We start from the raw sequence: 26,311 nt of genomic DNA, 5'->3' as shown, positions 1-26,311 counted from the left end.
CAGTAGCTTTGTTATATCAAATGATCTTAATATTAAACTTTTATCCGACTATGATTAAATCCCAGTAGTAGTATTAATATGCTTATTTATCACCTCTATCACAGTTATTTAATTCGGAGGTTCCTATTGTTGAAATTGCAAGTATACATCATCCCGAATTTGAGAAGATAACATCGGAAGATAATGGTCAATGTATTCAATACGACGCATATTCCAGTAGTTAATAGATAAGCACTATTAGTTTGCATTCAGGGAACTCTAGACAGGATGATACCTATGGTATTGTCGAAAAAAGTAATAAGATCTGAATGATTACTTAAGGAGATATTAAAGAAACATAATTGAATAAAGTAAATGTAGAGCACAAAGATTCTTTATCTCTAGCAATGGCAAAATTATCACCAACTTAAATCACGGCATTAAGTGCGTGTGTGACCACTTAACTATAGACGGATACATTTCAAATTTAGGAATAAATAGAAATGTAGTTGTGTGACTATCTTTTTGACATAAAAAAACCTTCTTTTCTTAAAGAAGGTTTTTTTTATTTCTTTGGTATATAAGTATTAATTGAAGGGAGCTTCTCCTCTTTGTTCTTTAATATAGGTGGACGGTGTTACACCAAACTGTTCTTGGAAACACTTTCTAAAATATTTAAGATCATTGAAACCTACTTCATAAGTAACTTGTTTAATATTCAACTCTCCTTCGATTAATAACTCTGCGGCTTTCTCCATCTTAATCTTACGAATAAACTTATTCACTGATAAATTGGATACTCCTTTGAATTTTCTATACAATTGTGTTCTACTAAAACCCAGATCTGATGCAAATGCATCAACATCATAATCTTCATTAGTCACATTTTCTAGAATAATTTCTCTAGACTTTTTTAATAATGGATGTTCAACTACCTCTGGAGTAGCTGTCACTGTATCTTCATCCTGATCAGCACCCTTAGGTACTTCTACATATTGAGCATATTTTTCGATCAGTTTTTTTCTAGTAGATAATAGTTTCTCTACTCTCACAAGTAGATGTTCCGGATTGATAGGTTTTGGTATGTATGAATCTGCTCCTACTTTAAGCCCTTTCAATCGGTCTTCATTTTCAGATAATACAGTGGTTAAAATTACAGGAATATGATCTGTTCTTTCATCTTTCTTGATCTTATCACAAAAAGTGAATCCATCCATCTCAGGCATCATCACATCTGATATGATAATGTTAGGGATAGTTTCAATTGCTTTCTCAAAACCTTCTTCTCCATTGTTAGCTTCAATCACTGTAAATTCTGGAGAAAGTACAGACTTAATAAATGTTCTAATATCAGGGTTGTCATCAACTACCAAAGCTATATTTTCCTGAGCATCCATCTCATCGTTATTGACTTTTATGTCTTCTATTAATGAGATTAATTTCTCCTCTTCATAAATACTGATTGTATCTCTACTACTATAATCCTTAATGGCTTTCTCAGATTCTTGATAGATATCCAATGCAGGAATCAATAAAGTAAATGTTGCACCTTCACCTTCCAAATTATTTTGAACAAGCAGATCACCTTTATGTAATTGAGCTAATCTTTTCGAATAGTTTAAGCCAATTCCTGTTGAATACGATCTTCCTTTGTCCCCGTAGTATCTTTCAAAAATTTTATCGATAACATCTTCTTGTATTCCCTTTCCTTGATCCATCACTTTAATACTGATTAGATCACCCGTTTTATCGATCTCAACCGCTACTTTTTTTCCACTTGGTGTATATTTAAAGGCATTAGATAGGAGATTGAAAATAATATCTTCCACTATTTCTTTGTCATAGAAGCATTCAAAATCACCGATATTGTTATCTACTTCAAAACCAATATTTCGTCGTTGTGCTTCATAAATAAAGGCATTTTGAATCTGTTGAATAAAGGCATTGAAATTGGCTTTTTCTACATTAATATCTATTTCTGTTTGGTCAGATTTCCCTAAATTAATCACTCTATTCACCAATTTCAATAAACGATCAGCGTTGTTATACATCAAGATATGTTGCTCAAAAAATGGATCATTTTCCTTTTTCTGACGAATAATATTGGCCAGTGGCCCAAGGATCAGAGTAAGAGGAGTTTTAAATTCATGTGATATGTTCACATATAGCTTCATTTTCAATTCATCTAATTGCGATTGTTGCTGAAGTTCCAACTGATCCAATTGTAATTGATGTAAGTGGTGTGCTTTTATCAATTTCCTATGAGTGAAGAAGTAGATACCTAATATGGTCACCAAGATATAGATGACAAATGCCATAGGATGTCGCCAAAATGGAACATCAATCATTACATTTAGTTGTAAATATTTACTTGACCATACACCTTCAACATTTGTCGATTTAATTTGTATCGTATAACTTCCAGAGGGTAATTCATTGAATTCTAAATAGTTTACTCCTTTTGGGAGAACTGACCAATGCTCATTATGTTCCAATAATCGATACGCATACAAGACATTCTCTGAGTGTTCCAATGCCAAGTTGGAAAAATCAAAAGCCAGAGAATTTTTGTCATATGGCAGCTCAATATTCGCATGATCACTTAAACGGCCAGAGATAAATTCGTTGTGATGATAGGCCACTTTTTCTCCACCTAAATAGACGGCTGTTATCGTTGGAACCGTAATATTTTGTTTTGTTACGATCTTCTCTGGTAAGAATACATCAATCCCTTGAGTACCTCCAAAATATAAATTCCCTTGGGCATCTTTGGTTACCGCTCTGTCAAAATAATCATGATTTTTCAGTCCATCATTTGATGTGAAGATCTGATAATTTTTATCCTCAATAGAAGTATTTATTCTGATAAGCCCTTGAGACGTACCTAACCATAAAAAACCTTTTTTGTCTTCTATAATCGATTCTATACTATAGAAAGAATGGTCATTTTTAAAGAACTGATGAAATTTTTCACCATCAAAAGCAGATAGCCCATCATCCGCACCAATCCAAAGAATGTTATTTTCACTTTTATATAAGTTGACACTGAAGTTACTTGAGATCCCTTCTTTTACGGTATAGTTTTTAAGATCTGAAATTTCATTTCCTGAACTATTTACCGCTTTAAAAATACCAGCACCTCCAGTAGCGACCCAAATCTCATTTTTGTCGACAAGAATAGAATGTATTGCTTTATTCCTACAAAAACTTCCTCCCTTAAAAGTCAATGTATCAAAGGTTTTTTGTAGTGAGCGATACTTGAAAATATCACCAGTATAAGTACCAAAAAGAACATTTCCCTTATCATCTCCACTGATCGCAGTAATCAGCTGATATCTCTTCTTCTTGATAAGGTTAGGAATATATTCAATAGTATCAATCGTTCCGTTTGTAAGATCAATATGCTCAATATTAAACCTATAAACACCCTTCTTTCCTCGTATTGAGAACCATATATTATTAAACTTATCGAGGTATAATGCATTTAATGACGCATTATCCAAAATCTCATTTTTTAAGGAAATGATTTTCTCACTATCTCCATAAAATACACCTTTCAACCACTCATGGAAAAAAATACGATCACCTCCTAAAGAAATTAGATGGGATACAGCTACATTAAAATCATTCAGAGGATTTTCCTTTTGCGTAATTAATGGTGTCGTTTTAGAAAGTAGGAACAATCCTTTTCTCCTTGCACCTACCCAAATGGCATTTTCATTGGTTTCAAAACTACAGGTCACAGGCATGGATAGTTTTTCTCCATTAACAGCAAACGATGCAATATTTTGAGTATAAATATCTACCTGCTTTAAACCGTTTTCAGTACTAAGATTTAAAGTCTTTGCATCTTTTGATAGGGAGAACTGAAAAGTAGAATAGTCGAATAGTTTTATTACTTCAATACGATTTTTGACTCTCGTTAATTTATAGGTTCCTTTTCTATCTCCTACCCAAATCTGACCTATTGGATCCTGATAAATTGATAGTACATAATCCGTAATTTCCTTTTCTAAAATACGTTGAAAATGTTGTGTGCTGTCAGTTTTCATTAACACCCCATTTCTAGTACCTATTAAGGTAAATTTCTCCGAAGAACATAATACCGAAGTAACAGTGTTAGTAGAAAAGTCTTTTTCAGACCTATTGTCAAAAACTTTTTGCTGATTGTTTTTGGGGTTGATACGAACCAAACCATAGTTTTGTGTACCTACCCAAACAAAATTATTATGTGCATCAATTGTGATAGACAATGAGTAATCTGTGATAAAATTGCCATTAGTTTCACTCCAGTTCTCATAACTGTAATCCTCTAAATTGATCTTATAGATACCATTATGATTTGTTGAAACCCATAGAAAGTTTTTTGCTACTTTTAGATCATTTATTTTTAAAGCTAAAAATTTATCATTCAACTGTCTAAATGACAATAGACTATTACCATCATAACGGTATAATCCTTTCCATGAAGCCACCCATAAAAAACCTGTTTCATCCTGAACAATTTCATTGATAGTGGAAAAAGGTGAATTGGTTACTTGTTGAATTTGGTCGTATGTATTTTCTTTTACGGCAAAAAGCTGAAAGCTTACGGTAATTAGAATCAGAAATATAAGTTGTTTCATCGCTGGATTGCTAGTAGTATCACAATTAGTTACCTAAGTTAAGAATTAAAAAGGTGTTTTTGTAATAAAGAAACCTATTAATTTCTTGTTGAAGTAATAATCGATCTGTGAAAAATTAGACAAAAAGCCAAGGTATTTATAATAGGTACCTCAGCTTTAAGTATTTATTTAGACTGTATTTTTTTCTTCTGATAAAGGTTGATCTTATCATCAATAAATAGAGTAGAAGGGTGATTATGAAATTCTACAAAGTTTTCAAAAAAGATATCCCCCTTAATGGGAACCCAATATCCTTTTTTGATGGAGTTGTTTCTCCAAGTAAGAGCAAATGTGATTTGTGAAGCCACAGGATCATTTATAATTGGCTTTAATATCATGTCTGTATAATATTTCGGGTTTTCACATCTTTGAATCCCCTTTCTAAATCCAAATTCTGTAAGTGCAGCAATTTTATTATGTTCGTTGGCAAACTCTACTGTTTTACGAATTGCAGCAATAAAATCATCAGGAAACTCATTCGTCTCCCCATAGAAATCAGTACCACAAATATCAACATACTCATCACCAGGGTAACGTTCATCGTACTCGCCTTTTGATGGAGAATAAGCATATAGGAAGTTGTGTACTTTTTTCTTCTTAAGATAATCGACAGTATATCTCCAAGCTGCTTTGTATTCTTCTGGAGTACATGAACTTGATCCCCACCAGAACCAATCTCCAGTATTTTCATGTAAAGGTCTAAAAATGATAGGTATCGCTACATTATGAGCAAATAATACGATTTCATCCAACCATTTTTTATACTGCTTGTTGGCCTTACCACCTGGCATAATTTCTTTAACAGGACTTCCTTTCAAGTCATAAGATTTACCTCCTGTAACTGGGTTGCTTGTATGCCAACTTACAGTAATCACTCCCCCTCTTTGATAAGCCTTTTTGATTCTTTCTTCATACTTATGAAAGTTTTTGTCTCCAAAATCATAACTAAACAACATGGGGTAAGTACCTAATCCTGAGTACACATCCGATTTATTCTTAACATCTTTATGGTCCACCCATTGTTCAGGATAACAACCTGACAATTCTGTAAAATGATGACCAAACATAAATCTATTATCTTTTAAAACCTTTAAATTTTTGTATAGGTTCTTTGTCTCAGCAGTTGCTTTTTTGTCAACCTGAGCTTTTGCATTAAATGTTATAAAAAATGTTGCAACTACTAAAAGTGTTGAGATAAATTTCAAAAAATTAGTCATCATCTATATTGCTTTATTAAGTTCAAACATCATATCTGTAAATACTATTTTCTTAAGATCTTCAGAATCCTCATTCATCACTATCTTAAAATGCTGTTTTCCTTTTTTTAGAATTAGCTTGTTCTTGGCGGATTTTTTATTCTCCTCAAATTGAAATTTATACTCTATATTATCTAAAGTAAGAATAAAAACAAATGCTTTATCCACTTTCTTTCTATTCACAGATAACGTAAGTGTATATTCACCTGCTTTATCAACCATTACATCATAACTCAATTCTCCGTTACCATTCTTTGGGAATTTTACTGCATGTGCTTGGTTTTCAAAACCTATTGTCTTGGTTGTTAAAACGGCAAAAACCTTTGTCTTTTTCTTTTTAGAATTAGGATACCCAACAAACCCAAGTTTCTCCTCGAAAGAATCTTTTTCACCCAATACTGAGTTAAACCATTCTTCTAATCTTTCCTTCATTAATGCTGCGATTTCTGGATAATCACTTATAATATTCGTTCTCTCTAAAAGGTCATTTTTATGATCAATCAGCACCAAATTATTCACAGGCTCTGGAGAATTTTTTACCTTCACTGGATTCATGATTAATTTGAAATCATCAGAAATCATTGTCAACCTTTGGTCCTCAAAAACATAACTATTCTTTTCTCCTTTTGAATAGGGAGCAAACTGATTTTTGTTCTCTCGCTCAGGATACCAATTAGCAAAAACTACTTCTTTGGGAGCCACTTTCTTTTCTTCTCCAATAAAACATCCTTCAATATTTCTACCATCAATTGGAAGATTATCTTTTGGTAACTCAGTGTTTGTTAAAGCTAATAAAGTTGGAAAGATATCAGTAATTGAACACATCAAATCTACACTCTCTGGTTCATATACCCCCTTATATTTTACGTAAAGGGGGGATTTTATACCATTTTTCCAGTTCCTAGCCTTGTTTCCAAGGTACTCGTGATTATTTCTCAGTATCCATTCGTCATCGGATTCACCATGACGAATTGGTCCATTGTCTGACATAAAAAACACAATTGTCTCTTTATCCAAACCAGAAGTTTCCAAGTACTTTAATAGTCTTCCTATTTGTTGGTCGGCAAATTCCTGCATGGCAAGTAGCGTAGCGAACTTCTTTGTTCTCCCCTCTTTCATGTATTTCTGAACAAGCTTATCGGGTGCAGCCCAATGTCCATGTGTACTCAAAGAAGAAACATAAGCAAGGAAAGGTTGTTCTTTATTCTTTTCCATAAATTCGATGGCCATATCTACTATTTGTTCATCAGACCATTTTTCGAATTTCACTCCTTTACCATTTAAATAACCGTGGCTAGGGAAATGGTTGTATAACTTTGAATAGTAAGCCTCATCGAAACCTCTCTGCCAAGGCCAATATCCTTCCGCTTTTCCAGAGTGCCATTTTCCCCACATACCTGTTTTGTAGCCGTTATCTCTTAGTAGTTCTGCAAAAGTTGTTTCTTTAAGACTTAAATAATCGTTTCCTCCATGCATACCAGTTACTCCTGTTCTCCAAAAATCCCTGCCTGTCAATAAACTTGCTCTTGTCGGAGCACATACATTGGCCACATAGAAATTATTGAACTTTACAGAAGTCTTTGCCAGTTGATCTATGTTTGGTGTTTTCGATACCGTATTTCCATTGCCTGAAAGATCATCAAAACCCATATCATCCATCTGAATGATAAGAATATTAGGTTTATCTGTTTTCTTCTTTTTCTTTTTTGGATGTGCCATTAATATTCCTCCTAAGAGAAATGTAAAAAGTAACATCCAGAAATTTATATTAATATTTTTCATTGTTATTGTGCTTTTTGGTTTTCGTAAATCGCAGGTTTGAGATAATATATTGGCTCCTCACCCTTCGCTTCTTTCTTTTTGATATATTTCTCCCATTGTTTTAACCTACCTTTAGACTCACTACCCACTGGTACAGATCTAGGTGCCAAAGGATTATCTGAGGTATTTACTACTCCTTTTGGTAATGCTGCTTTCCATCCCTTTTTCAAAGCTATTGAAAGCTCTTCCACATTCTTTTTGTATTTATCATCTGCTACAACATTTCGATCTTCAATATCTCCTATCTTGTGATCGTACAATTCTGCACCAATAAATTTTTTATTTTCATTGTCCCACCATTCAGTATATCTAAACTGATCCGTTCGAATAGAATACCCCTCAATGCTTGCTAAAGTTCCCCTAGGGAATTGACTAAACACTGCTTTCTTCCATTGTTTTTTGGGGTTGTCTAACACTGGTTTCATGGAGGTTCCTTCTAAATATGTTGGAATTTCTTCTTCAACACCACTTAAATCAATTAGCGTTGGGTAAATATCGACAGCCTCTACCAATGCCTTCGTTTTTACACCTGTTTTCTTAAGATCTGGATCCATGATGATCATTGGAATTCTTGTTGCATTCTCAAAGTTTGTTGTTTTTCCCCACATGCCTTGATCTCCCAAATGCCATCCATGATCACCAATTAAGACTATAGTTGTATTATTTAGAACGTCCATTTCCTCCAACTTCTTGTAAAGTTTACCAATCTGTGCATCAATAAAACTTACACATGCAAAATAACCATGTCTTAACTCTTTAGATCGAGCATCAGAATACATAACACCTTCTTGATATTTCTCCCCAACATATTTACTAAGAGAATAATGTGTTGTCGTTAATTCTTTTAATTCCTCTTGTGTATTTTCTGGAAGTGAACGATTTGGAGCTAACGGAATAGCTTCTCTTTTGTACAAATCCCAATACTTCTTCGGTGCATTAAAAGGTAGATGAGGTTTGTAGAACCCTACAGAAATACAGAAAGGTTTACCGGAAGTCGTTGCTCGATCTAAAGTAGCCATTGCTTCAACAACAGCTTCACCATCTTGATAGCTTTCATCTTCTACATCAATGGCTTCCACAGCAGGCCCTTTTAATTTACTCTTTGTCTTTTGATTCTTTTTAAAACTTGCGTTTTCAGGATCAGCATACTTATTCAACTTACTACTGAATCTCTTTTCAGTAAGAGGTCGATCATACTTTCCATGATGTACTTTGCCAATATTTCGTGTATAATACCCTTTACTGTAAAAATAGCTAGAGATCGTTTTATGAGTTGATAGAAACTCTTCAACAAAGTATTTGCTGTAAGGATAATCTACTCCTGTAACATCAGGTCTTACTCCTGTTAAGAAGCTTGCTCTCGATGCAGAACAAACTGCTTGGTTGACGTATGCGTTTTCAAATAAAACACCACCTTCAGCTAATTTATCAATGTTAGGAGTAACCATATAGTCATTCCCATAACAGTTTAATTCGGGGCGAAGATCGTCTACTATAATAAATAGAATGTTCTTTTTTTCTTGTTTTTGAGCCAAAACAGAAGAACTTATACTTAATACGAGTAGACAAAAAATCTTAGTTAATTTCATTGTTTTCATACTAATTAGGTTGTTTTCCAAATTCACCGAAAGTATGGGGGAAAGTTGTAATCACTTGTTTCATATATCCCTTTAATTCTTTCATTTTTGATTGATACTCTGACTGTGAAGCTAAATTTATTTGCTCCTTTGGATCATTATTCAGATCGTACAACTGATCATCATCATAATATCCAGGGAACATTGCTTGAGCACCATATCTATCCTCTTCCTGCTTCCCTTCAATGGTAAATTCATTTCTATTTTTTGTTGTCACTTTAGCTTGAATCTCTTTAGGGAATCTAGTGGCTAAATATTCGTAGTCTTTGGTAATTATTGCTCTTTGATACACTACTTCAGAATAGATAAATTTTCTAGATAATGTATCTCCATCTACTAAAGTAGGCAAAAGATTAATACCATCTACATGATATCCTTTAGGAATGGAAATATTTAATGCTGAAAGTATCGTGGGTACAAAATCAATTTGTGACGTTAATTCATTCACTTCCTTTCCTCCTTTAATTTTTGCAGGCCATGAAATGGCTGCAGGCACTTTTGCTGCAGAAGTATAACAGGTCATTTTTCCTGTAACACCATGATCGCTAGCAAAAATAATGATCGTATTTTCAGTTAAACCAAGTTCATCCAATTTTTTATACAATGCTCCCACACCTTCATCTAGCCACTTAATCACTGCGTAATCAATCGGATAACCTTCTGCTAAAGTTCTTTCAATAAGGTCTTTTCTTAAAGGCATGTATTTTCCATCGATTGGAGCGTTTAATAGGCCATTTGGTGTAATCCTAGAATCTGCCTCCATAGAATGGTAAGGACTTGGAACATGTGGTATTGTTGTATTGAACGATAAGAAAAATGGTTCATCTTTATGTTCTTCGATAAATTCTAAACCGCCCTGAGTAATCCATTCTTGGTTATGCTCCTGAACATTTTTAGGTAAGGCCAATGCGTGGAGATTATTACCATACACATTCTTTACATCTTCAAACCCTGCCGCTTTATTGATATAGTCGACTTGCCTAGCATACAACTCTTTCAAATGTTGTTGTACCTTAGGGGTATTGTAATCAGCATGCAAATTCATGTCTTCGTAACGTTCTTCTGTTGTCGGCTGTCCATTGTGCCACTTCCCTACAAAACCAGTGGCATAGCCATTCTCTTTTAATAAATGAGCAATTGTTTTTTCAGAACCTTCCAATTCAAGGTCTCCATTCCAGCGAATAAATATCGGATCATCAGTGGGGAACTCTTTTAAATAACTCTTACATCTTGACGCATATCGTCCTGTTAACTGACCGTATCTAGATGGAGTACATACAGGTGCTGATACATAATTATAATTCAATTTTGCTCCAGTCTGTACAATCCTATCCATATTGGGAGTGGGCATATCACAACCAAATGCACTCATCTGATTTAGCTCCATGTCATCGACATAAATCATTATGACATTGGGTTTAGTTCCTTGAGCAGTATTGTCTTTTTTGATCGATGTACAACTCGATATTAAAAACAACGAGAAGATATAAGTAAAAATTTTCATCATTCGCCTAGTATTCATTTCCTTTAAAAAATCCTTATCACAATATTAGAAAAGCATAGCAATACATTGGGGGGAAGATTTTTTCAAAACAAGGGGAAATGTGTATCAAAGCATCAATAACCCATTAAAATGTAGTCTTATTGACTTTAGATGAAGAGAAGATTGACGCCAAAATACTATAGAAAGAAGTACAATCAATCGCATCAAAAATGAGATGAAAACCAATTCTTAAAAAAGTCACCAATTCGAATAGGAAAGCACTAAAGCAATGCTATCAAATACTATAAAATCTTGTGTTTTAGTACAAATGGTGCGATTGTCACTTCTATTTTCTACAAAACTCCCCCTAAGGTCAGGACGGTTCGATCTAACTTTACCCACATGAAAAAGAAAATGAATATTACTATTTTATCATGCTTTTTAATTTTACTAACTAGTACTATTATCAGAGCATCTGAACTTCCAACAGAAACAGTCAACTCTCCTAATATTGTTATCATTCAAATGGATGATATTGGGTTTGATGATTTTTCAATTAATGGAAATACGATTTCGCAAACACCAAACATTGATCGTTTGGCAGAATCGTCTATTCAATTTGATAACTTTTATGTACCCAATGTCTGTTCACCTACTAGGGCTAGCCTTCTTACTGGTAGAGACTTTTGGAGAACAGGAGTAACAGGGATGCATGGAGGTAACGATTATCTTCATAAAGATGAAGTAACCTTTGCGGAAGTACTCCAACAAAATGGATATGCTACAGGCATGTGGGGAAAATGGCATTCAGGGAAATCTGAAGGATACTGGCCTTGGCAAAGAGGGTTTGATGAAGCATTCTATGCTAAATTGTATCATCACTACCCAAGCAATGGTTACCTAAATGGAGAAAAAGTATCTTATGATGACAAATGGTCTGATGCTCAAATTGTAGATATGGCTATTGATTTTATGGAAGCGAAGAGTGATCAACCTTTCTTGGCTTATGTTTCTTCCTTAAGTGTACATGGTGATTGGGAAGCACCTGAAGAATATATCGCAAAATACAGAAACCAAGTTGAAACAGAAGATTTTGCTACGTTATTAGCTATGCAGGAATATGCCGATGAGCAAATTGGGCGATTACTCGATTATATTGACAATTCGGACTTTTCAGAAAATACTATCGTCTTTTTTATGTCTGACAATGGACCAATCAGAAAAGGTGAAAGTGATGCAGAATGGGATTTAAGAAACAACCACCAATTTATTGGTTCCAAATCTAAAAATTGGAAGAATGGTATCAAATCTCCGCTGTACGTTAAATACAAAGGAAAATATACTCCTCAACATATTGAGAAAATGTGTTCTATCAATGATATTTTTCCTACTGTATTAGAACTAACAAATACCGAAAATCCAATAGAAAACCCTGCTATCGATGGGCGTAGTTTTAAACTGGCATTAGATGGTAAAGAAGAAGAATTAGAAAGTCATCCTATCATTTTGGCACAATGGTACCCTGTTAGGGAAGAAGAAAATCAGTTTGCACCTTATAAAGAAAACGAGAAGGATGAATATCTCTTTGAAGATCAAAAGTTAGCATTGATCAGAGATGATTATAAATTAATGCTTAATCCAAGTACTGAAGATAACGCTCCAATAGCTATCGATAATGTCGTATTGATTGATTGTAAGAATGACTTATTGGAAAGAGAAAATATCGCTTCAGAACACCCAGAGCTTGTTTCGGAAATGATGCAAGACTTGGAACTTTGGTTTGAAGGTATAATCTCAGCACCTCACTCGTTTATAAGAAAAGAAGTATACATCGGAGCATCAGAAACGATGGATGAGGTTCCTTCTTATCTTGTTTATGATGGTACTGGTATAATAAACAACTCCCATTCTTTAGACCTAGAAGCCGATCAAGATGTAAAGCTTATCTATAAACTCAATGTTAAAAGTAGCGGGAAGTATTTACTACAACTCAACACAAAAAGCGGTATAAATCAAACCGTAGCTTTTGATGTTAAGGTTGGCAATAACAATTATCAACTGACCCTATCATCCAATCAAAACAATGGAAGTACTTCTATTGTACTTCCACAAGATGAAAGTCTGCTCCTAGAAATTAGCAGTCCAGCAAAATTAGAAGAAATGCTAACGCTTAATAGCTTAACTTTTACTTTTGAAGAATCTTCTGAGCCTATCAATACGACTTACGAACCTATTGATGAAAATGCATCTAATGAGACTAAATACTTATATCAAAATCTTTTAGAATACAGAAACCAACGAGTGATTTTCGGACATCATTTTACAGAAATGTTAGGAGCGAGTGATGCATCATGGAGTGATGACGGTTCCTCTGAAAAATCTGATGTAAAGACTTTGGTGGGAGATTTCCCTGGTGTTTACGGTTATGATTTGGGTGGGAATTTCAGAAAATATGATGATTTTATCACTGCAGCCCACCTAGCATATCAACGCGGGGGTATTATTACAGTTAGCTGGCATGCAATGAATATGGCTACAGAGGGAACAACTTATGACCTTACGGGTAATCCTGTTCAAGAAATTTTAAACAGAGGCACTGCATATAACACATATATTAGTCATTTAGATAGTGTGGCTTCCATTTTTAAGATAATTGATGCCCCTATTATTTTCAGACCTTTGCATGAAAATAATGGTGGATGGTTCTGGTGGGGAGCTGATACTTGTACTCCCGAAGAATATGTAGAATTATGGAAGTTAACTGTCGACTATTTAAAAGAAACAAAAGGAATTCATCATCTTTTGTATGCCTACTCTCCATCTAAAGGTGAGTTCGATAATCGATACCCTGGGGATGATTATGTGGACATTATTGGTACAGATATGTATGGCAAAACTGCAGATTATCCTGACAATTTTTTAGAAGCTGTAAAAAGAACCGTCAATTTTGCGAATACCCATTATAAAATTCCTGCACTTACAGAATTTGGCTACTCTGAGGGTATTTTCAACAGCGACAACACAAAATGGTATACAGAGAATATCATCAATAACTTGATGCAAGATGAGGTTGCTTCTCAAATTACGTATGCCCTTACTTGGGCCAATAGATCTGAAACATCGTATTGGGTTCCTATCAATAATGACAAATACACGGATGACTTTATCAATTTCTATAATTCTCCTCTTACAGTATTTAATGAAGATCTTGTTGACATCTATAAAAACCCAAATAAGATGGAGAACAGATATGAAGCCGAATTAGATATAAATATCCCCACTGAAGTAGATGATGAAGCCAGTGAAGGCTTGTTCTCATTATTACAAACAGATGATCTATTAGAATGGAATAGCATTGTGATGCCTAAAGAGGCAACATTCCATGCTAACATTAGTTACATGAATACTTCAGAGGAGAATCAATATCTTTCCATTTTTTCGAATCAGAATTTTATGGAAACCGTTACTTTATCTCCTACAAATATTTGGACAGAAGTACCTATTTCTATTCAATTAAAAAAGACAGAAAATATCGTTAACCTTTTGGCTGAAAGTGACAATATTAAGATCGATTACATTGAAATTGGTGAAGAAGTCAAAACTGATAATGATGTAACATCTACTGCTCCTAACATCAAACAAGAGATCAAATTATATCCTAATCCATTTGAAAATAGAATTTCTGTTAGAGGCCTTCGATCAACATATGTTGAATTTACTTTATTGGATAACCACGGAAAGATTGTATATCAAAAAGACTGTACTTTACAGCAGCAAGAAATTACTTTATTTATTCCTAGCACTTTACCTTCAGGCATATACTTTTACAAAGTAACCGATCAGGACGTAATTCATTATGGGAAAGCCATCAAAAAATAGTATCAGCTTTCTGTAGTAAATAATATTCAGATCAATAATATCGTTTACTTCATTAGGAATGCAACTATTCAGCAAACATATTTTTTTGTATATAAAATGTACTATCGGTTAGTTTTTATATCAAGAAAAAGTCAATTTTTTATTATATTGTTTTATTATTTTTTTAAGATGAAAATTTCAGACCACTTCCTATTACTAAGCTTGATATTCTTAGGTAGTTGCTCCAAGATAACCTCAAAACAGGAGACTACTCAGGAACGTCCTAATATTATATATATTTTCAGTGATGACCATTCTACAAAAGCGATTAGTGCCTATCAGAATGGAGTTTTGGCTAAACAATTCCCTGATCTTACCCCAAACATTGACCGTTTGGCCAAAGAGGGAATGATCATGAACAATACTTTTTGTACTAATGCTATTTGTGGACCTTCAAGAGCGGCTATTCTTACCGGAAAGTTCTCTCATGTTAATGGGTTTTATAAGAATGAAAGCGGTGGTGACTTTGATGGAAGTCAACAAACCTTTCCAAAGCTTTTGCAGAAAGAAGGTTACCAGACAGCTGTAGTGGGTAAATGGCACTTGGGCACAGCTCCTACCGGTTTTGATTATTCTAAAGTGATGATCAATCATGGCGGACAAGGCACTTACTTTAACACTGTTTTTTTAGAAAATGGAACAGATACGTTGAAGGAAGAAAAATTTCACTCTTCAAGACAAGTTTGGGAAGATGCCCATGCTTGGTTAGACCAAAAGAGAGACAAGAAAAAGCCTTTTATGCTGATGTATCAGTTTAAGGCACCACATAGACCTTGGGAACCAGACCCTGAATTTGCTGATCTATTTAAGGACATAGAAATTGCTGAACCTGCCACTTTCAATGATACTTACGAAGGGAGATTGGCAGCCGCAGATACTTGGCAAACCATTGAACGTAATCTAAATAGACAAGATTTGAAGGTACATCCTGAAAATCCTGAGAACTTGACAAAAGCAGAATTAAAGAAATGGTATTCAGAAGGCAATAATAACGATGTAGTATGGGCTCCAAATAATGAAGTAAAGATGGAAGGCCAACAACTAAAAAAATGGAAATACCAACGTTATATTAAAGACTACCTAAGATGTGTTAAGGGAGTTGATCATTACATTGGTGAATTACTCAAATATCTGGATGACAATGGTCTTGCAGAAAATACCATTGTGATCTATTCATCAGACCAAGGTTTCTATTTAGGGGAACATGGGTGGTTCGATAAAAGGATGATGTACGAAGAGTCGTTAAGAATGCCCTTCATCGTTAGATATCCAAACCATATTCAACCTGGTTCTGTATCGCAAAAGTTATCAATGAATATTGATGTTGCCCCTACTCTATTGGCCTATGCTGGTGCTGAAATTCCAAAGGATATTCAAGGAAAATCCATCAAACCAATTCTAGAAGGTGAACCTGTAAATGATTGGAGAGATGCTGTGTACTATCACTATTATGAATTCCCTTGGTGGCATCATGTTCAACCGCACTATGGAGTCAGAACTGAAAAATATAAACTGATCAACTTCTACTATAATCCAGAAAAGAAGAAAGGTGAGCTTCAAAACAATTGGGAATTATTTGACTTAGAAAAAGACCCTAACGAATTGACAAACCTCTATGGAAAAGAAGGTTATGAAGAAATCACTGCTCAGTTAAAAGAAAGGTTAACCGCATTACAAAAGGAATACAACGAAGATACTCCTGAAGAAATGATGCGAAAAACTGATGTTAGAATAAAGAGAGTTTATGAAACTCCTACAAAATAATTATGATGTGGATTGTATCCTGTTTATCCGGATACAATCCACATATTTATTTCAGGGTGGTTATTAAAAAGCGAGAAAATCAAGAAATTATATAAAAGGTACTTTTAACCCTTGTATATGCGATTTTAGTACTAAAAAACCTGTTTTAGCCTCTTTTTTGCAACAATACCCCCCTTCTCAACCCTCATCATCCTCCTAGATTTGGGTAACATTTAATTTGTAAATGACCCTTCAAGAGAATGGTCTACTAACTTTTTAATATGATTTGAATATGAGAGAAATTACTTTTTATCCGTTATCCCTCCTCTTCGGGATACTCTTTTTTCTGCTTCAAACAATCTCCTCAGAATCTTACGCCCAAGAAGAAACTATTCTAAAAGGAATTGTGATGAGTGACGAAGACCATGAACCTTTACCAATTGCATCAGTAATTATTAAAGGTACGACCAATGGTACAGTAACAGACATGAATGGTGAGTTCTCTATTAAAGTAACAAAAGGTCAAACTTTAGTAGTAACTTATTTAGGTATGGAAACAGTACAGTGGACATACAATGGCGAAAACAACCATACTTTTATATTGACTACTGCTGCAGAACTTTTAGATGATATTGTAGTCGTTGGTTATGGTACAGTACAAAGAAGAGACTTAACCGGATCCGTTAGCCAAGTAGATGAAGATGAAAACATTGTAAGACAGTACAATGATGTAGATCAGATGCTCCAAGGTAGAGTATCCGGTGTTCAAGTAGTCGGAAACGATGGTGCTCAAGGGGGAGCAGTGTCAGTAAAAATTAGAGGTGTTAATTCACTTCGAGGAAACAATGAACCACTTTATGTTGTGGATGGCATTATTATTAGTTCAGCGGGAGAAACCCCAGCTAATGTCCAAGGCGGTAACTCCGCACCTACAGCTCAGAATGGACTCGCAGGTATCAACCCGAAGGATATAGAAAGCATTGAAGTGTTAAAAGATGCCTCTGCTACTGCAATTTATGGCTCAAGAGGTGCAAATGGAGTTGTCTTGATAACGACTAAAAAAGGAAAGAAAGGGGAAGCTAAAATCAACTTCTTCGCCAATACTTCAATCTCTGAACCTTCAAAAACAATTGATGTATTAGATGGTTATGAATACGCTCAGTTTATGAATGACTTTGCTATCTCAAATAACCAAATTCCTTCTTACCAATTAAACCCTGAAACTAGAGAAGTTTACGATTTGGCTAGTGGCCGTTTATTACAGCAACACAATTGGCAAGATGAAATTTACAGAACTGCTGTTTCATACAGTACAGGTGCATCAATGAGTGGTGGTACTGGAAAAACAGACTACTATGTATCAATGGGGTACAATAATAAACAAGGTGTTATTCCCAACTCTTACTCTCAAAGTGGTGACTTAAGAATTAACTTAGGACAGCAAATTTCCAAAAAGCTTCGTTTTGAAACAAAGACCACCCTCTATTACCTTGAAGGTTCTTACGCTCAAACCGGTGAAAAAGCTGGAGGTAATCGTTCTTTAGTGAACCAACTAGTGGGTAAATCTCCACTTACAGGTATGGATATCGATGGCTCTGGAGATGACGCCGCTGCCGAATTGACACCATGGGATTTTGTAAACAACAACGACGACCTTACTAAGCAATTCAGAACTATTATTGGTGCTAACCTTCAATATAAAATCATTAAAGGATTAAAAGCAACCGTAAGAGCAGGTGCTGATATTAGAACACAAAATAGAAGTATATGGTTTGGTCCAGGAACTTTCCAAGGAAACCAACAAAACGGTTACTTAAATACAATCGACCAAACAAGAAGCTCATACAATGTAGATGGAATATTGAATTTCAATAGAACATTCAGTAAAAAACATAGATTTGGTATTACGGCAGTTGCTACCTATGATTACATCAATAAAGCAAGTACTACTTATGCTGTAGGTAACTTTATTGATCACAGTTTTAGAGGTGAAGCTCCTCAATACGGACAAGATATTCTATCACCAGAAAGCACACTGACTTTTGCTGAATCTATTTTCTCCTATTTAGGTAGAGTAAATTACACCTTTAATAATAAGTATGTAGTTACCGCCAACTTCAGAGCTGATAAATCTTCTAAGTTTGGTGATGGTCAACAATGGGGTTACTTCCCTTCGACATCGGTAGCTTGGTATATTTCTGAAGAAAACTTCTTAAAAACTTCCAATACTTTGTCTGATCTTAAGTTGAGAGCGGGATGGGGACGTACAGGTAATCAAGCCATTCAACCTTACCAAACGTTAGTAAACTATACAGACAATATGTATCCGGATGCCAACAATGGTAATCAAGTTGGATTAGTTCCTGCAAACCTCGCCAACCCTAACCTTACTTGGGAAACTACAGATCAATACAACATTGGTTTAGACTTTGGATTTATGAAATCTAGACTAACTGGTACCGTAGATGTTTATTCAAAACACACCATCGATCTTCTACAAAGAATACAAGCGCCTCCTACCACTGGTTTTAATAATTATTACATCAATCGTGGTGAAATGTACAACAGAGGTATTGAGCTCAACTTAAACGCAGTTTTGGTAGATAAAAACGATTGGGGTATCAATATTGGCGGATCATTCACTAAGAATATCACAGAAATAGGCGACTTGGGTTTACCTGAGCAAACGATTTACATTAATGGTCAACCACAACAAGTACAAGGGTATGTAGGCAATAATGTTTCATCCGGATCCAATTTAAATGGTCCTGCCAATGTCTTTATAAAAGGCATGCCTGTGGGTGTTTTCTATGGCTATCAAACAAATGGAATTTATGCTACTCCAGAAGAAGCTGCTCAAGGTCCATCCTTCAACGAAACACCAAATCAAGCTGGAGATGTCATCTTTGTTGATCAAAACGGAGATGGTGTTATCTCTCCAGAAGATAAAACCATTATCGGTGATCCTAATCCTGAATTCATGTATACTTTTAATGCAGAGTTTAGATATAAAATTCTTCGCTTAAGTATGTTATGGAATGGCGTTTATGGTAATGACATCATGAATGCAGACTTAGTTTGGACAGGAAATCCTTCTCCTGTAAACGGTAACTGGAATGTTAGATCAGATGTTTATTACAATGCCTGGACACCTCAAAATACAACTACAGATGTTCCAAGAGTGGGCTACGGATACGCAAACTCAATGCATAATCATATGACTGACAGACTTATTGAAGATGGTAGTTATTTAAGATTGTCGAACGTTACATTAACAGTAGATATCCCTACTGAAAAATGGAAAAACATTGGCGCATTTAGTTTCTATTGTACAGTTAAGAACCCTATTACCATTACAGATTATTCTGGTTATGACCCTGAAGTTACTTCGTTTGTTTATGACGGAACTATTATGGGAACAGATTGGGGAGCTTATGCTAACCTAAGATCTTACTTGATGGGTATTAATGTGACATTCTAATCAGTGAACTAATGAAGAAATTGAATATATATAAAATAGCATTATCGATTCTTATAGCTTTAAACATTAGCTGTACTAAAAATGACCGTCCACCATTTTTAGATACTGAATCAACATATAGCACTCCTTCAGGTCAATTTGCTGCACTAAATGGCATGTACGGAACAATGATTGGATATCATGCCTATGCCATTCAAATGCAAGGTTTAAACCTACATGCTGGTTTGTTCTATTCGGGGAGAAACAATGATAACTCAACCATTGCTTCTTTAAACCCTACACCTGATACCGACTATGTAACTAGTATATGGCAAAGTACTTATCAAACGATAAACAGTGCGAATGATTTTATCTTCAACATCAATAAAAACTATACAAATAATGTTGAGTTAATGCCAGAAAGTACTAGAAACTACTTAGGTCAGGCATATTTTGTACGCGCTTTATCATACTTCAATTTAGTACAAGTTTGGGGTGAAGTTCCTTTAAAAGTGAGTCCAACGACGGAGGAAACTGTTCATACTGGAAGAACGGAGAAGAATATCATCTTCGATCAGATTATTGAAGACTTAAATGCAGCAAAAGAGCTAATGGCAACAGAAGATCAAACTCCGGGTTACCCTAAAAGTTATGCTGCCAACTTCCTCCTATCAAAAGTATATATGTACATCGCATCGGCTGCAGCTTCTAACGATACTGCTCTGGTTATTGCTGGATATACAGATAGTGGAGAGGATTATTGGGCAATGGCCTACGAAGAAGCAATTGTCGTTAAAGATCAATATTCTTTAGTGCCTAACTTTGAAGACCTATGGCATGAACAGACTGGAAATAATTCATCTGAATCTATCTTTGAGTTACAGTTCAATAATACTACTGTTGCCAAGTCTTTCACCTACTTCTATACTCCAAAGAATTATACAAAAGCATTTAGTAATGTAGGTAGGGTACTCACCAATCCGGAAGTGTATAATACTATCGAAGCTGAATCATTAGAGGATCCTAGGTTAACTTCAACTTTTGTGACTTCATATTATGGATACAAAAATCAAGGTGGGATTGTCATTGAAAACCCTAATCCGACGAACTGCTATCCGATTGCAAATAATAGAACAAGTAAGACCAACGGATTTACTCCTCTATTGAAATTCATGGAGAAAAATCAGACATCTACAACAATCACAAGCAATAAAAACTGGGTGGTTTTCCGCTATGCAGATTTACTTTTGATGTTGGCAGAAATTCAAAATGAAAGAAACTTAACTGGAGATGCTTTACTTCATGTAAACCAAGTACTTGAAAGAGCAAGAAATAGTAATAACACCTCTGCAGAACCTGCCAATTGGGGATTGATGTCAAAAGATGAGATGAGAGAGAAATTATACATCCAAAGAAGAGTTGAACTTCTTGGTGAAGGACAAGATTGGATGGATTCAAGAAGAAGAGGTTATCAATTCTTCAAGTCTCATGTGATTGACCCTCACAATGCCTTCAGAAATAGTGAAAGAGGAAACCTTGAGTTAGATCAAGAATACCCAGACAATGCTAGAGCAATGAGATTACCAATTCCATCAGTGGAAATTAATAGTAATCAAGGCATCTCTACTAACGATCAAAATGAAGGGTATGGTGCTATTTAATCTATTATTAAAGACGAACAACATGAGAAAATATATATATAATCAAGTGCTAGTTTTAGTTTTGGCATTCTTTACTTTTGGATGTGAGGAAGAACAAATGCCAGGACATCTTGAAGATAATGTAATGAACCCTCCTGTAAACTTAGTATACAGTGAGACATTAACGGGCTTTTTGGATACAATCCAAACAGAATTACCTACTTGGGAAGGAACAACGAATGTAAAATTTGAAATCGATACCATTACAACAGATGCTGAAGATTTCAACTTACAAACCTTCTCAAAATTAGTCTCAATTGATAATACTACAGGTATTATTACCTTATCAGATGATACTCCTATCAATTTAGTTGGAGACTATTATTTTGGTATTAATGTATACTATTCTGGAGGATTAATGACACATGACAGTGCTGCTATCATGAAAATTGTCAATCTGCCTTTTAGCATCAGCTATGAAGAACAACCTACTACTTTTTCATACACACATCAAGGAGTGATGGCCACGCCTACCATAACTGACTTGGAAGAATTGACCATAGAGGGTTTTGAATTATTCCCTGAAGTAACTGGCATTTCTATCGATGAAAAAGGACAGATTATCAAAGAGAATAATGATACTCCTGCAGGAGAATATACTTTTGAAGTAGTGATGACTACTGACAATGGCGTAAAACGTTTTGAAAATATCTACTCTGCTCAGGTCCTTCCATTGGATATTGATCTTTCTTATACATCTAAAGATGTAGATTTCAACTTCATTGGTGAATTATCATCACCAACGATCTCTACAGAAGAAAACCTTGACATTGCTGATTTTACCTACAGCATGACAGGAACAAATGGTGAAGCTATTGAAGGTCTAACTATCGACCAACAAACTGGTGTGATTTCTAAAATCAATTTCAATACACCATCACAAGTACATGTATTAACAGTAACAGTACACACCCCTCTTGGTGATAAGATTTTTGAAGAAGTAATGAGTGTGACTGTAGGTGAAAGACCAACCTTGTCTTACACTGGTGCTACTCAAGGAGGTACTAATCTTACTAAAGCAACGCTTTCTCCATGGTCAAGCATGAGTGCTTCTATCAATGTCGACATCACTAAAATTGGTACTGATTTAGAATTCTCTTTCTTAGACGATCAATTTGAAGGAATTTCTATCAATACAACAACGGGTGAGATTACTGTAGCTGAGGATAGTAACATTCCAGAAGGAACGTACCCTGTAAATATCAGTATCCTTGTGAAGGACCATAATCTCAATGAAGTGATGACCTATGAAAATGTCTTCTCTATCATTTCATCTGCAGAAGCAGGACTAATAGAAGAAGTGATGGAAGACTTTGAAGATACCAGCGACTATGCCACTGGTACTAGATTCAGTAGTGATATCAATGGTTTCCAAAATGTATTATTTGGAGACAAAGCCTTTGGTAGTGTTCCTTATTGGGTGGCAAAAGTGCAGAAAACACATAGAGGAGCACAAGGTACAGCGACTCCAACAGCAATTCCTGCTGACCAAGATTATGCCTCTACTGCTTTAGTTAAATCTATTGATATTAATAGTAATGTGAGACAAGTAGCCATCGCTTTTGATGAGATGTACGGTTACAATGATAACAATGTAGAGTTCTTTGAGAGATCATTAACTTACAATTATGATCAGAATATTGATGATGAATTTAATGCAAGTGGTTGGGAAACCTTGCCATTGGCCAACGGTACAACATTCTCTACTACATCAGGCTTTAATACCGGAACTTTTAATAATGTAGAAGCTGCACTAAATGCAGATCAAGTTAAGGCAGGTAAGTTGAACATCATGATGAGGTTTGATTTATACAAAGATGCAAGTGCTAAATTAGCTTGGATGGTCGATAATTTTGTATACAAATTATATGGAAAATCAGACGCCATCTATGAATAATCTATTCATCTAAAACTTTCAAAAAAGGCAATTTCATCACAGTCTAGAAATTGCCTTTTTTGAAAGAAATACAAAATTCCCCTATAGACACAAATACCCCTCTATTTAAGTCATTATTTAGATAAAAAGCACCGCTAATTTATTAGAGGATGCTCTAGTATTGCATAAACATCAGCTGTTAAGCATTTAAAATTGGGATCAATTGGATGATTATCTCTTCCTCTAATCACGACATTATTAAAGAGCAAGATGATCACTAAATGATGGTCGCCTAATACAACAAAAGCTCCAAAACATCCGGTTCTAATTGTACAATAGCTAATAATCGAGAGACAATGAAAACATCAATTAAAAACTATATTTCAAGGATCAGTATTGTATGTATTTGCATACTCTCTGTTTCTTGTAATCCTAAACCACCACAAAATATTTCTTCTACTCCTGCATCCCAATTGATTGATAGATTAGAAGCCTTAAAGGATGAGGGAATTCTTTTCGGACATCAAGACGATTTAGCTTATGGTGTAAATTGGATAGGCGAAGATGGGCGTTCCGATGTAAAAGATGTCATCGGCGATTACCCTGCCCTATACGGTTGGGATATCGGTCAAATTGATTCACTTAAGAATCTTGATAATGTGCCTTTCAATAAAATTCGAGAGTATATTATCTCATCACATGAACGCCAAGGAGTTTCCACAATCAGCTGGCATACTTTCTCAACAGAAGGGAGAGACTCTTGGGATACTTCTGATAAGCAGACCGTTAAAGAAATCCTTCCGAATGGAAAAAACCACAATGACTTCAATAAAAAATTAGATAAAGTAGCCGATTTCCTGTTAAGCCTAAAAGATAAAAATGGTCATCAAATACCTGTGATCCTCCGCCCTTGGCATGAAATGAACGGAGAATGGTTCTGGTGGGGAATGGGTAATTGTACTGACGACGAGTATATCACACTTTTTAGATATACTGTTGACTATTTAAGAACCAGAAAAAAGGTAGATAACGTTATCATATGCTTCTCTCCTGATCGAAACTTTACCAATGAAAAGGAATACCTACAACGTTATCCGGGTGATGATTATGTAGATATTTTAGGCATCGATAATTACTATGATTTCAAAGAAGAAAGTAGAATTCAGCTTGCTCAAAAGAAGCTTAATGTTGTAGCTACTTTAGCGGCAAAGAAAAAGATGCTTTATGCTTTTTCAGAAACAGGATTGGAAACAGTAAGAGACTACCAATGGTTTTCAAAAACACTACTACCTGTGCTTGAAGAAGCCAACAAGATTCAACCGATGTCTTATGTAATGGTCTGGCGAAATGCCAACAAGAAAAAGGAAAAGAAAAACCACTTCTTTGCTCCTTTCAGAGGGCATCCATCTTCAGAAGATTTTATCGAGTTCTCTAATAACAAACTCATTCTTACAAATAAAGAAATTCAAGTGTATAACTAATGGAAACTTTAACGCAACTCCCATCACATATCCAAAGTGAATTAGAGCATTACAAAATGCTTACAATGGATAAAAACGAAATTTTGCCTAGCAAAAATGGTATCTACAATAGGTATAAAAAACCTATTCTAACAAGAGAACATATTCCATTGCATTGGCGCTTCGATCTCAATCCTGATACCAATCCATTGGGCTTAGAAAGAATTGGTTTTAATGCCACTTTCAATTCTGGAGCTATTAAATGGAAAGGTAAATACTTAATTGTTGTCCGCGTAGAAGGAAATGACCGTAAGTCGTTTTTTGCTGTAGCAGAAAGTCCAAACGGTATCGACCAATTTAAATTCTGGGACAAGCCTATCAGTTTACCTCAAACAGAAAAGCCAGACACCAACGTATATGATATGCGAATTACGCAACATGAAGACGGTTGGATTTACGGTGTATTCTGTTCAGAAAGAAAAGACCCTACTGCTCCTGAGGGAGATACTTCAACAGCGGTAGCATCAGCGGGAATTGTTAGAACAAAGGATTTCCTTACTTGGGAAAGACTCCCTGATTTAATTTCATACAGTGGTCAGCAAAGAAATGTAGTATTGCATGAGGAATTTATCGATGGAAAATACGCTTTCTACACTAGACCTCAAGATGGATTTATTGATACAGGAAAAGGTGGTGGAATTGGTTTTGGACTTTGTGATGATATTCTACATCCTGAAGTAAAAACCGAAGAGATTATGGACGCCAAAACTTACCATACCATTTATGAAGTGAAGAACGGTTTAGGTCCTGCTCCAATAAAAACGAAAGAAGGTTATTTACACCTAGCACATGGTGTTAGAAATACTGCGGCAGGTCTTCGTTATGTACTTTATGTATTTATGGCAGATAAAAATGACCCCTCTAAAGTGACACACAAACCTCATGGACACTTTATAGCTCCTTTGCAAGGAGAAAGAGTTGGAGATGTATCTAATGTGGTCTTCTCCAATGGTTGGATTTGTGATGACGACGGAAGTATTTATATCTACTATGCCTCTTCAGATACGCGTATGCATGTGGCAACAACTACGGTAGAGAAACTAATTGATTACTGTAAGAATACTCCTGAAGATCAGCTGACTTCAGCGGCTTCTGTGAATACGATTAATACTTTGATTGATAAGAATGCATCTTTCAAAGACTTACTAGACTAATCTGATTTAATTGAGCATATAAGTACCAGGACAAATGAAAACGGGTATTTTATCCTATCTCTCATATCGCAAGTGTTAAGCCAATTGGCGTCACTTGTGA

12 protein-coding genes are annotated in these 26,311 nt (G+C 35.1%); 7 read left to right on the top strand and 5 right to left on the bottom strand.

Annotated elements, in window-relative coordinates:
• Nucleotides 1-566: 566 nt before the first annotated feature.
• The 5 genes from HGP29_RS10850 to HGP29_RS10830 form a co-directional block, all read right to left on the bottom strand.
• A complete protein-coding gene (locus HGP29_RS10850) occupies nucleotides 567-4,604 on the bottom strand; it encodes a hybrid sensor histidine kinase/response regulator transcription factor (protein WP_168882423.1) in 4,038 nt (1,345 codons plus the stop codon).
• Between the two features lie 164 nt (nucleotides 4,605-4,768).
• Nucleotides 4,769-5,863: a glycoside hydrolase family 26 protein gene (locus tag HGP29_RS10845; RefSeq protein WP_168882422.1), complete on the bottom strand. Its 1,095-nt coding sequence runs from the start codon at nucleotides 5,861-5,863 to the stop codon at nucleotides 4,769-4,771.
• Nucleotides 5,864-7,681: a sulfatase-like hydrolase/transferase gene (locus HGP29_RS10840; RefSeq protein ID WP_168882421.1), complete on the bottom strand. Its 1,818-nt coding sequence runs from the start codon at nucleotides 7,679-7,681 to the stop codon at nucleotides 5,864-5,866.
• Nucleotides 7,682-7,683: 2 nt separating this feature from the next.
• On the bottom strand, nucleotides 7,684-9,309 hold the full coding sequence (locus HGP29_RS10835; RefSeq protein ID WP_211093266.1) for a sulfatase: 1,626 nt from the start codon (nucleotides 9,307-9,309) through the stop codon (nucleotides 7,684-7,686).
• 10 nt (nucleotides 9,310-9,319) lie between these two features.
• Nucleotides 9,320-10,864, bottom strand: coding sequence for a sulfatase family protein (locus HGP29_RS10830; protein ID WP_168882419.1), 1,545 nt, complete (start codon nucleotides 10,862-10,864; stop codon nucleotides 9,320-9,322).
• Nucleotides 10,865-11,242: 378 nt separating this feature from the next.
• Here HGP29_RS10830 and HGP29_RS10825 point away from each other — a divergent pair, with 378 nt between their 5' ends.
• From HGP29_RS10825 to HGP29_RS10795, 7 genes are all read left to right on the top strand, one after another.
• Nucleotides 11,243-14,719: a sulfatase-like hydrolase/transferase gene (locus tag HGP29_RS10825; protein WP_168882418.1), complete on the top strand. Its 3,477-nt coding sequence runs from the start codon at nucleotides 11,243-11,245 to the stop codon at nucleotides 14,717-14,719.
• A gap of 168 nt (nucleotides 14,720-14,887) precedes the next feature.
• Nucleotides 14,888-16,522: a sulfatase family protein gene (locus HGP29_RS10820; protein ID WP_168882417.1), complete on the top strand. Its 1,635-nt coding sequence runs from the start codon at nucleotides 14,888-14,890 to the stop codon at nucleotides 16,520-16,522.
• Nucleotides 16,523-16,793: 271 nt separating this feature from the next.
• Nucleotides 16,794-19,982: a SusC/RagA family TonB-linked outer membrane protein gene (locus tag HGP29_RS10815; RefSeq protein WP_168882416.1), complete on the top strand. Its 3,189-nt coding sequence runs from the start codon at nucleotides 16,794-16,796 to the stop codon at nucleotides 19,980-19,982.
• Between the two features lie 11 nt (nucleotides 19,983-19,993).
• Nucleotides 19,994-21,622, top strand: a complete 1,629-nt coding sequence (locus HGP29_RS10810; protein ID WP_168882415.1) for a RagB/SusD family nutrient uptake outer membrane protein — start codon at nucleotides 19,994-19,996, stop codon at nucleotides 21,620-21,622.
• Nucleotides 21,623-21,644: 22 nt separating this feature from the next.
• On the top strand, nucleotides 21,645-23,558 hold the full coding sequence (locus HGP29_RS10805) for a hypothetical protein (RefSeq protein WP_168882414.1): 1,914 nt from the start codon (nucleotides 21,645-21,647) through the stop codon (nucleotides 23,556-23,558).
• Nucleotides 23,559-23,893: 335 nt separating this feature from the next.
• Nucleotides 23,894-25,018 carry a glycoside hydrolase family 26 protein gene (locus HGP29_RS10800; RefSeq protein WP_168882413.1) on the top strand — a complete coding sequence of 375 codons (1,125 nt, stop codon included), beginning with the start codon at nucleotides 23,894-23,896 and terminating at the stop codon, nucleotides 25,016-25,018.
• Complete coding sequence (locus HGP29_RS10795) at nucleotides 25,018-26,211, top strand: glycoside hydrolase family 130 protein (RefSeq protein WP_168882412.1); 1,194 nt, start codon at nucleotides 25,018-25,020, stop codon at nucleotides 26,209-26,211. Before HGP29_RS10800 ends, HGP29_RS10795 begins: the two co-directional genes overlap by 1 nt.
• Nucleotides 26,212-26,311 lie beyond the last annotated feature (100 nt).

Origin of the sequence: Flammeovirga agarivorans (genome assembly GCF_012641475.1) — a bacterium.
Lineage (GTDB): Bacteria > Bacteroidota > Bacteroidia > Cytophagales > Flammeovirgaceae > Flammeovirga > Flammeovirga agarivorans.
The sequence above is the reverse complement of the archived record's forward strand: the minus strand, read 5'-3'. Positions and strand labels throughout refer to the sequence as shown.

What these genes read in the sequence shown, in the direction of transcription:
- HGP29_RS10850 (WP_168882423.1), bottom strand. Translation starts at nt 4,604, where the DNA reads ATGAAACAACTTATATTTCTGATTCTAATTACCGTAAGCTTTCAGCTT.
- HGP29_RS10845 (WP_168882422.1), bottom strand. Translation starts at nt 5,863, where the DNA reads ATGATGACTAATTTTTTGAAATTTATCTCAACACTTTTAGTAGTTGCA.
- HGP29_RS10840 (WP_168882421.1), bottom strand. Translation starts at nt 7,681, where the DNA reads ATGAAAAATATTAATATAAATTTCTGGATGTTACTTTTTACATTTCTC.
- HGP29_RS10835 (WP_211093266.1), bottom strand. Translation starts at nt 9,309, where the DNA reads ATGAAATTAACTAAGATTTTTTGTCTACTCGTATTAAGTATAAGTTCT.
- HGP29_RS10830 (WP_168882419.1), bottom strand. Translation starts at nt 10,864, where the DNA reads ATGATGAAAATTTTTACTTATATCTTCTCGTTGTTTTTAATATCGAGT.
- HGP29_RS10825 (WP_168882418.1), top strand. Translation starts at nt 11,243, where the DNA reads ATGAAAAAGAAAATGAATATTACTATTTTATCATGCTTTTTAATTTTA.
- HGP29_RS10820 (WP_168882417.1), top strand. Translation starts at nt 14,888, where the DNA reads ATGAAAATTTCAGACCACTTCCTATTACTAAGCTTGATATTCTTAGGT.
- HGP29_RS10815 (WP_168882416.1), top strand. Translation starts at nt 16,794, where the DNA reads ATGAGAGAAATTACTTTTTATCCGTTATCCCTCCTCTTCGGGATACTC.
- HGP29_RS10810 (WP_168882415.1), top strand. Translation starts at nt 19,994, where the DNA reads ATGAAGAAATTGAATATATATAAAATAGCATTATCGATTCTTATAGCT.
- HGP29_RS10805 (WP_168882414.1), top strand. Translation starts at nt 21,645, where the DNA reads ATGAGAAAATATATATATAATCAAGTGCTAGTTTTAGTTTTGGCATTC.
- HGP29_RS10800 (WP_168882413.1), top strand. Translation starts at nt 23,894, where the DNA reads ATGAAAACATCAATTAAAAACTATATTTCAAGGATCAGTATTGTATGT.
- HGP29_RS10795 (WP_168882412.1), top strand. Translation starts at nt 25,018, where the DNA reads ATGGAAACTTTAACGCAACTCCCATCACATATCCAAAGTGAATTAGAG.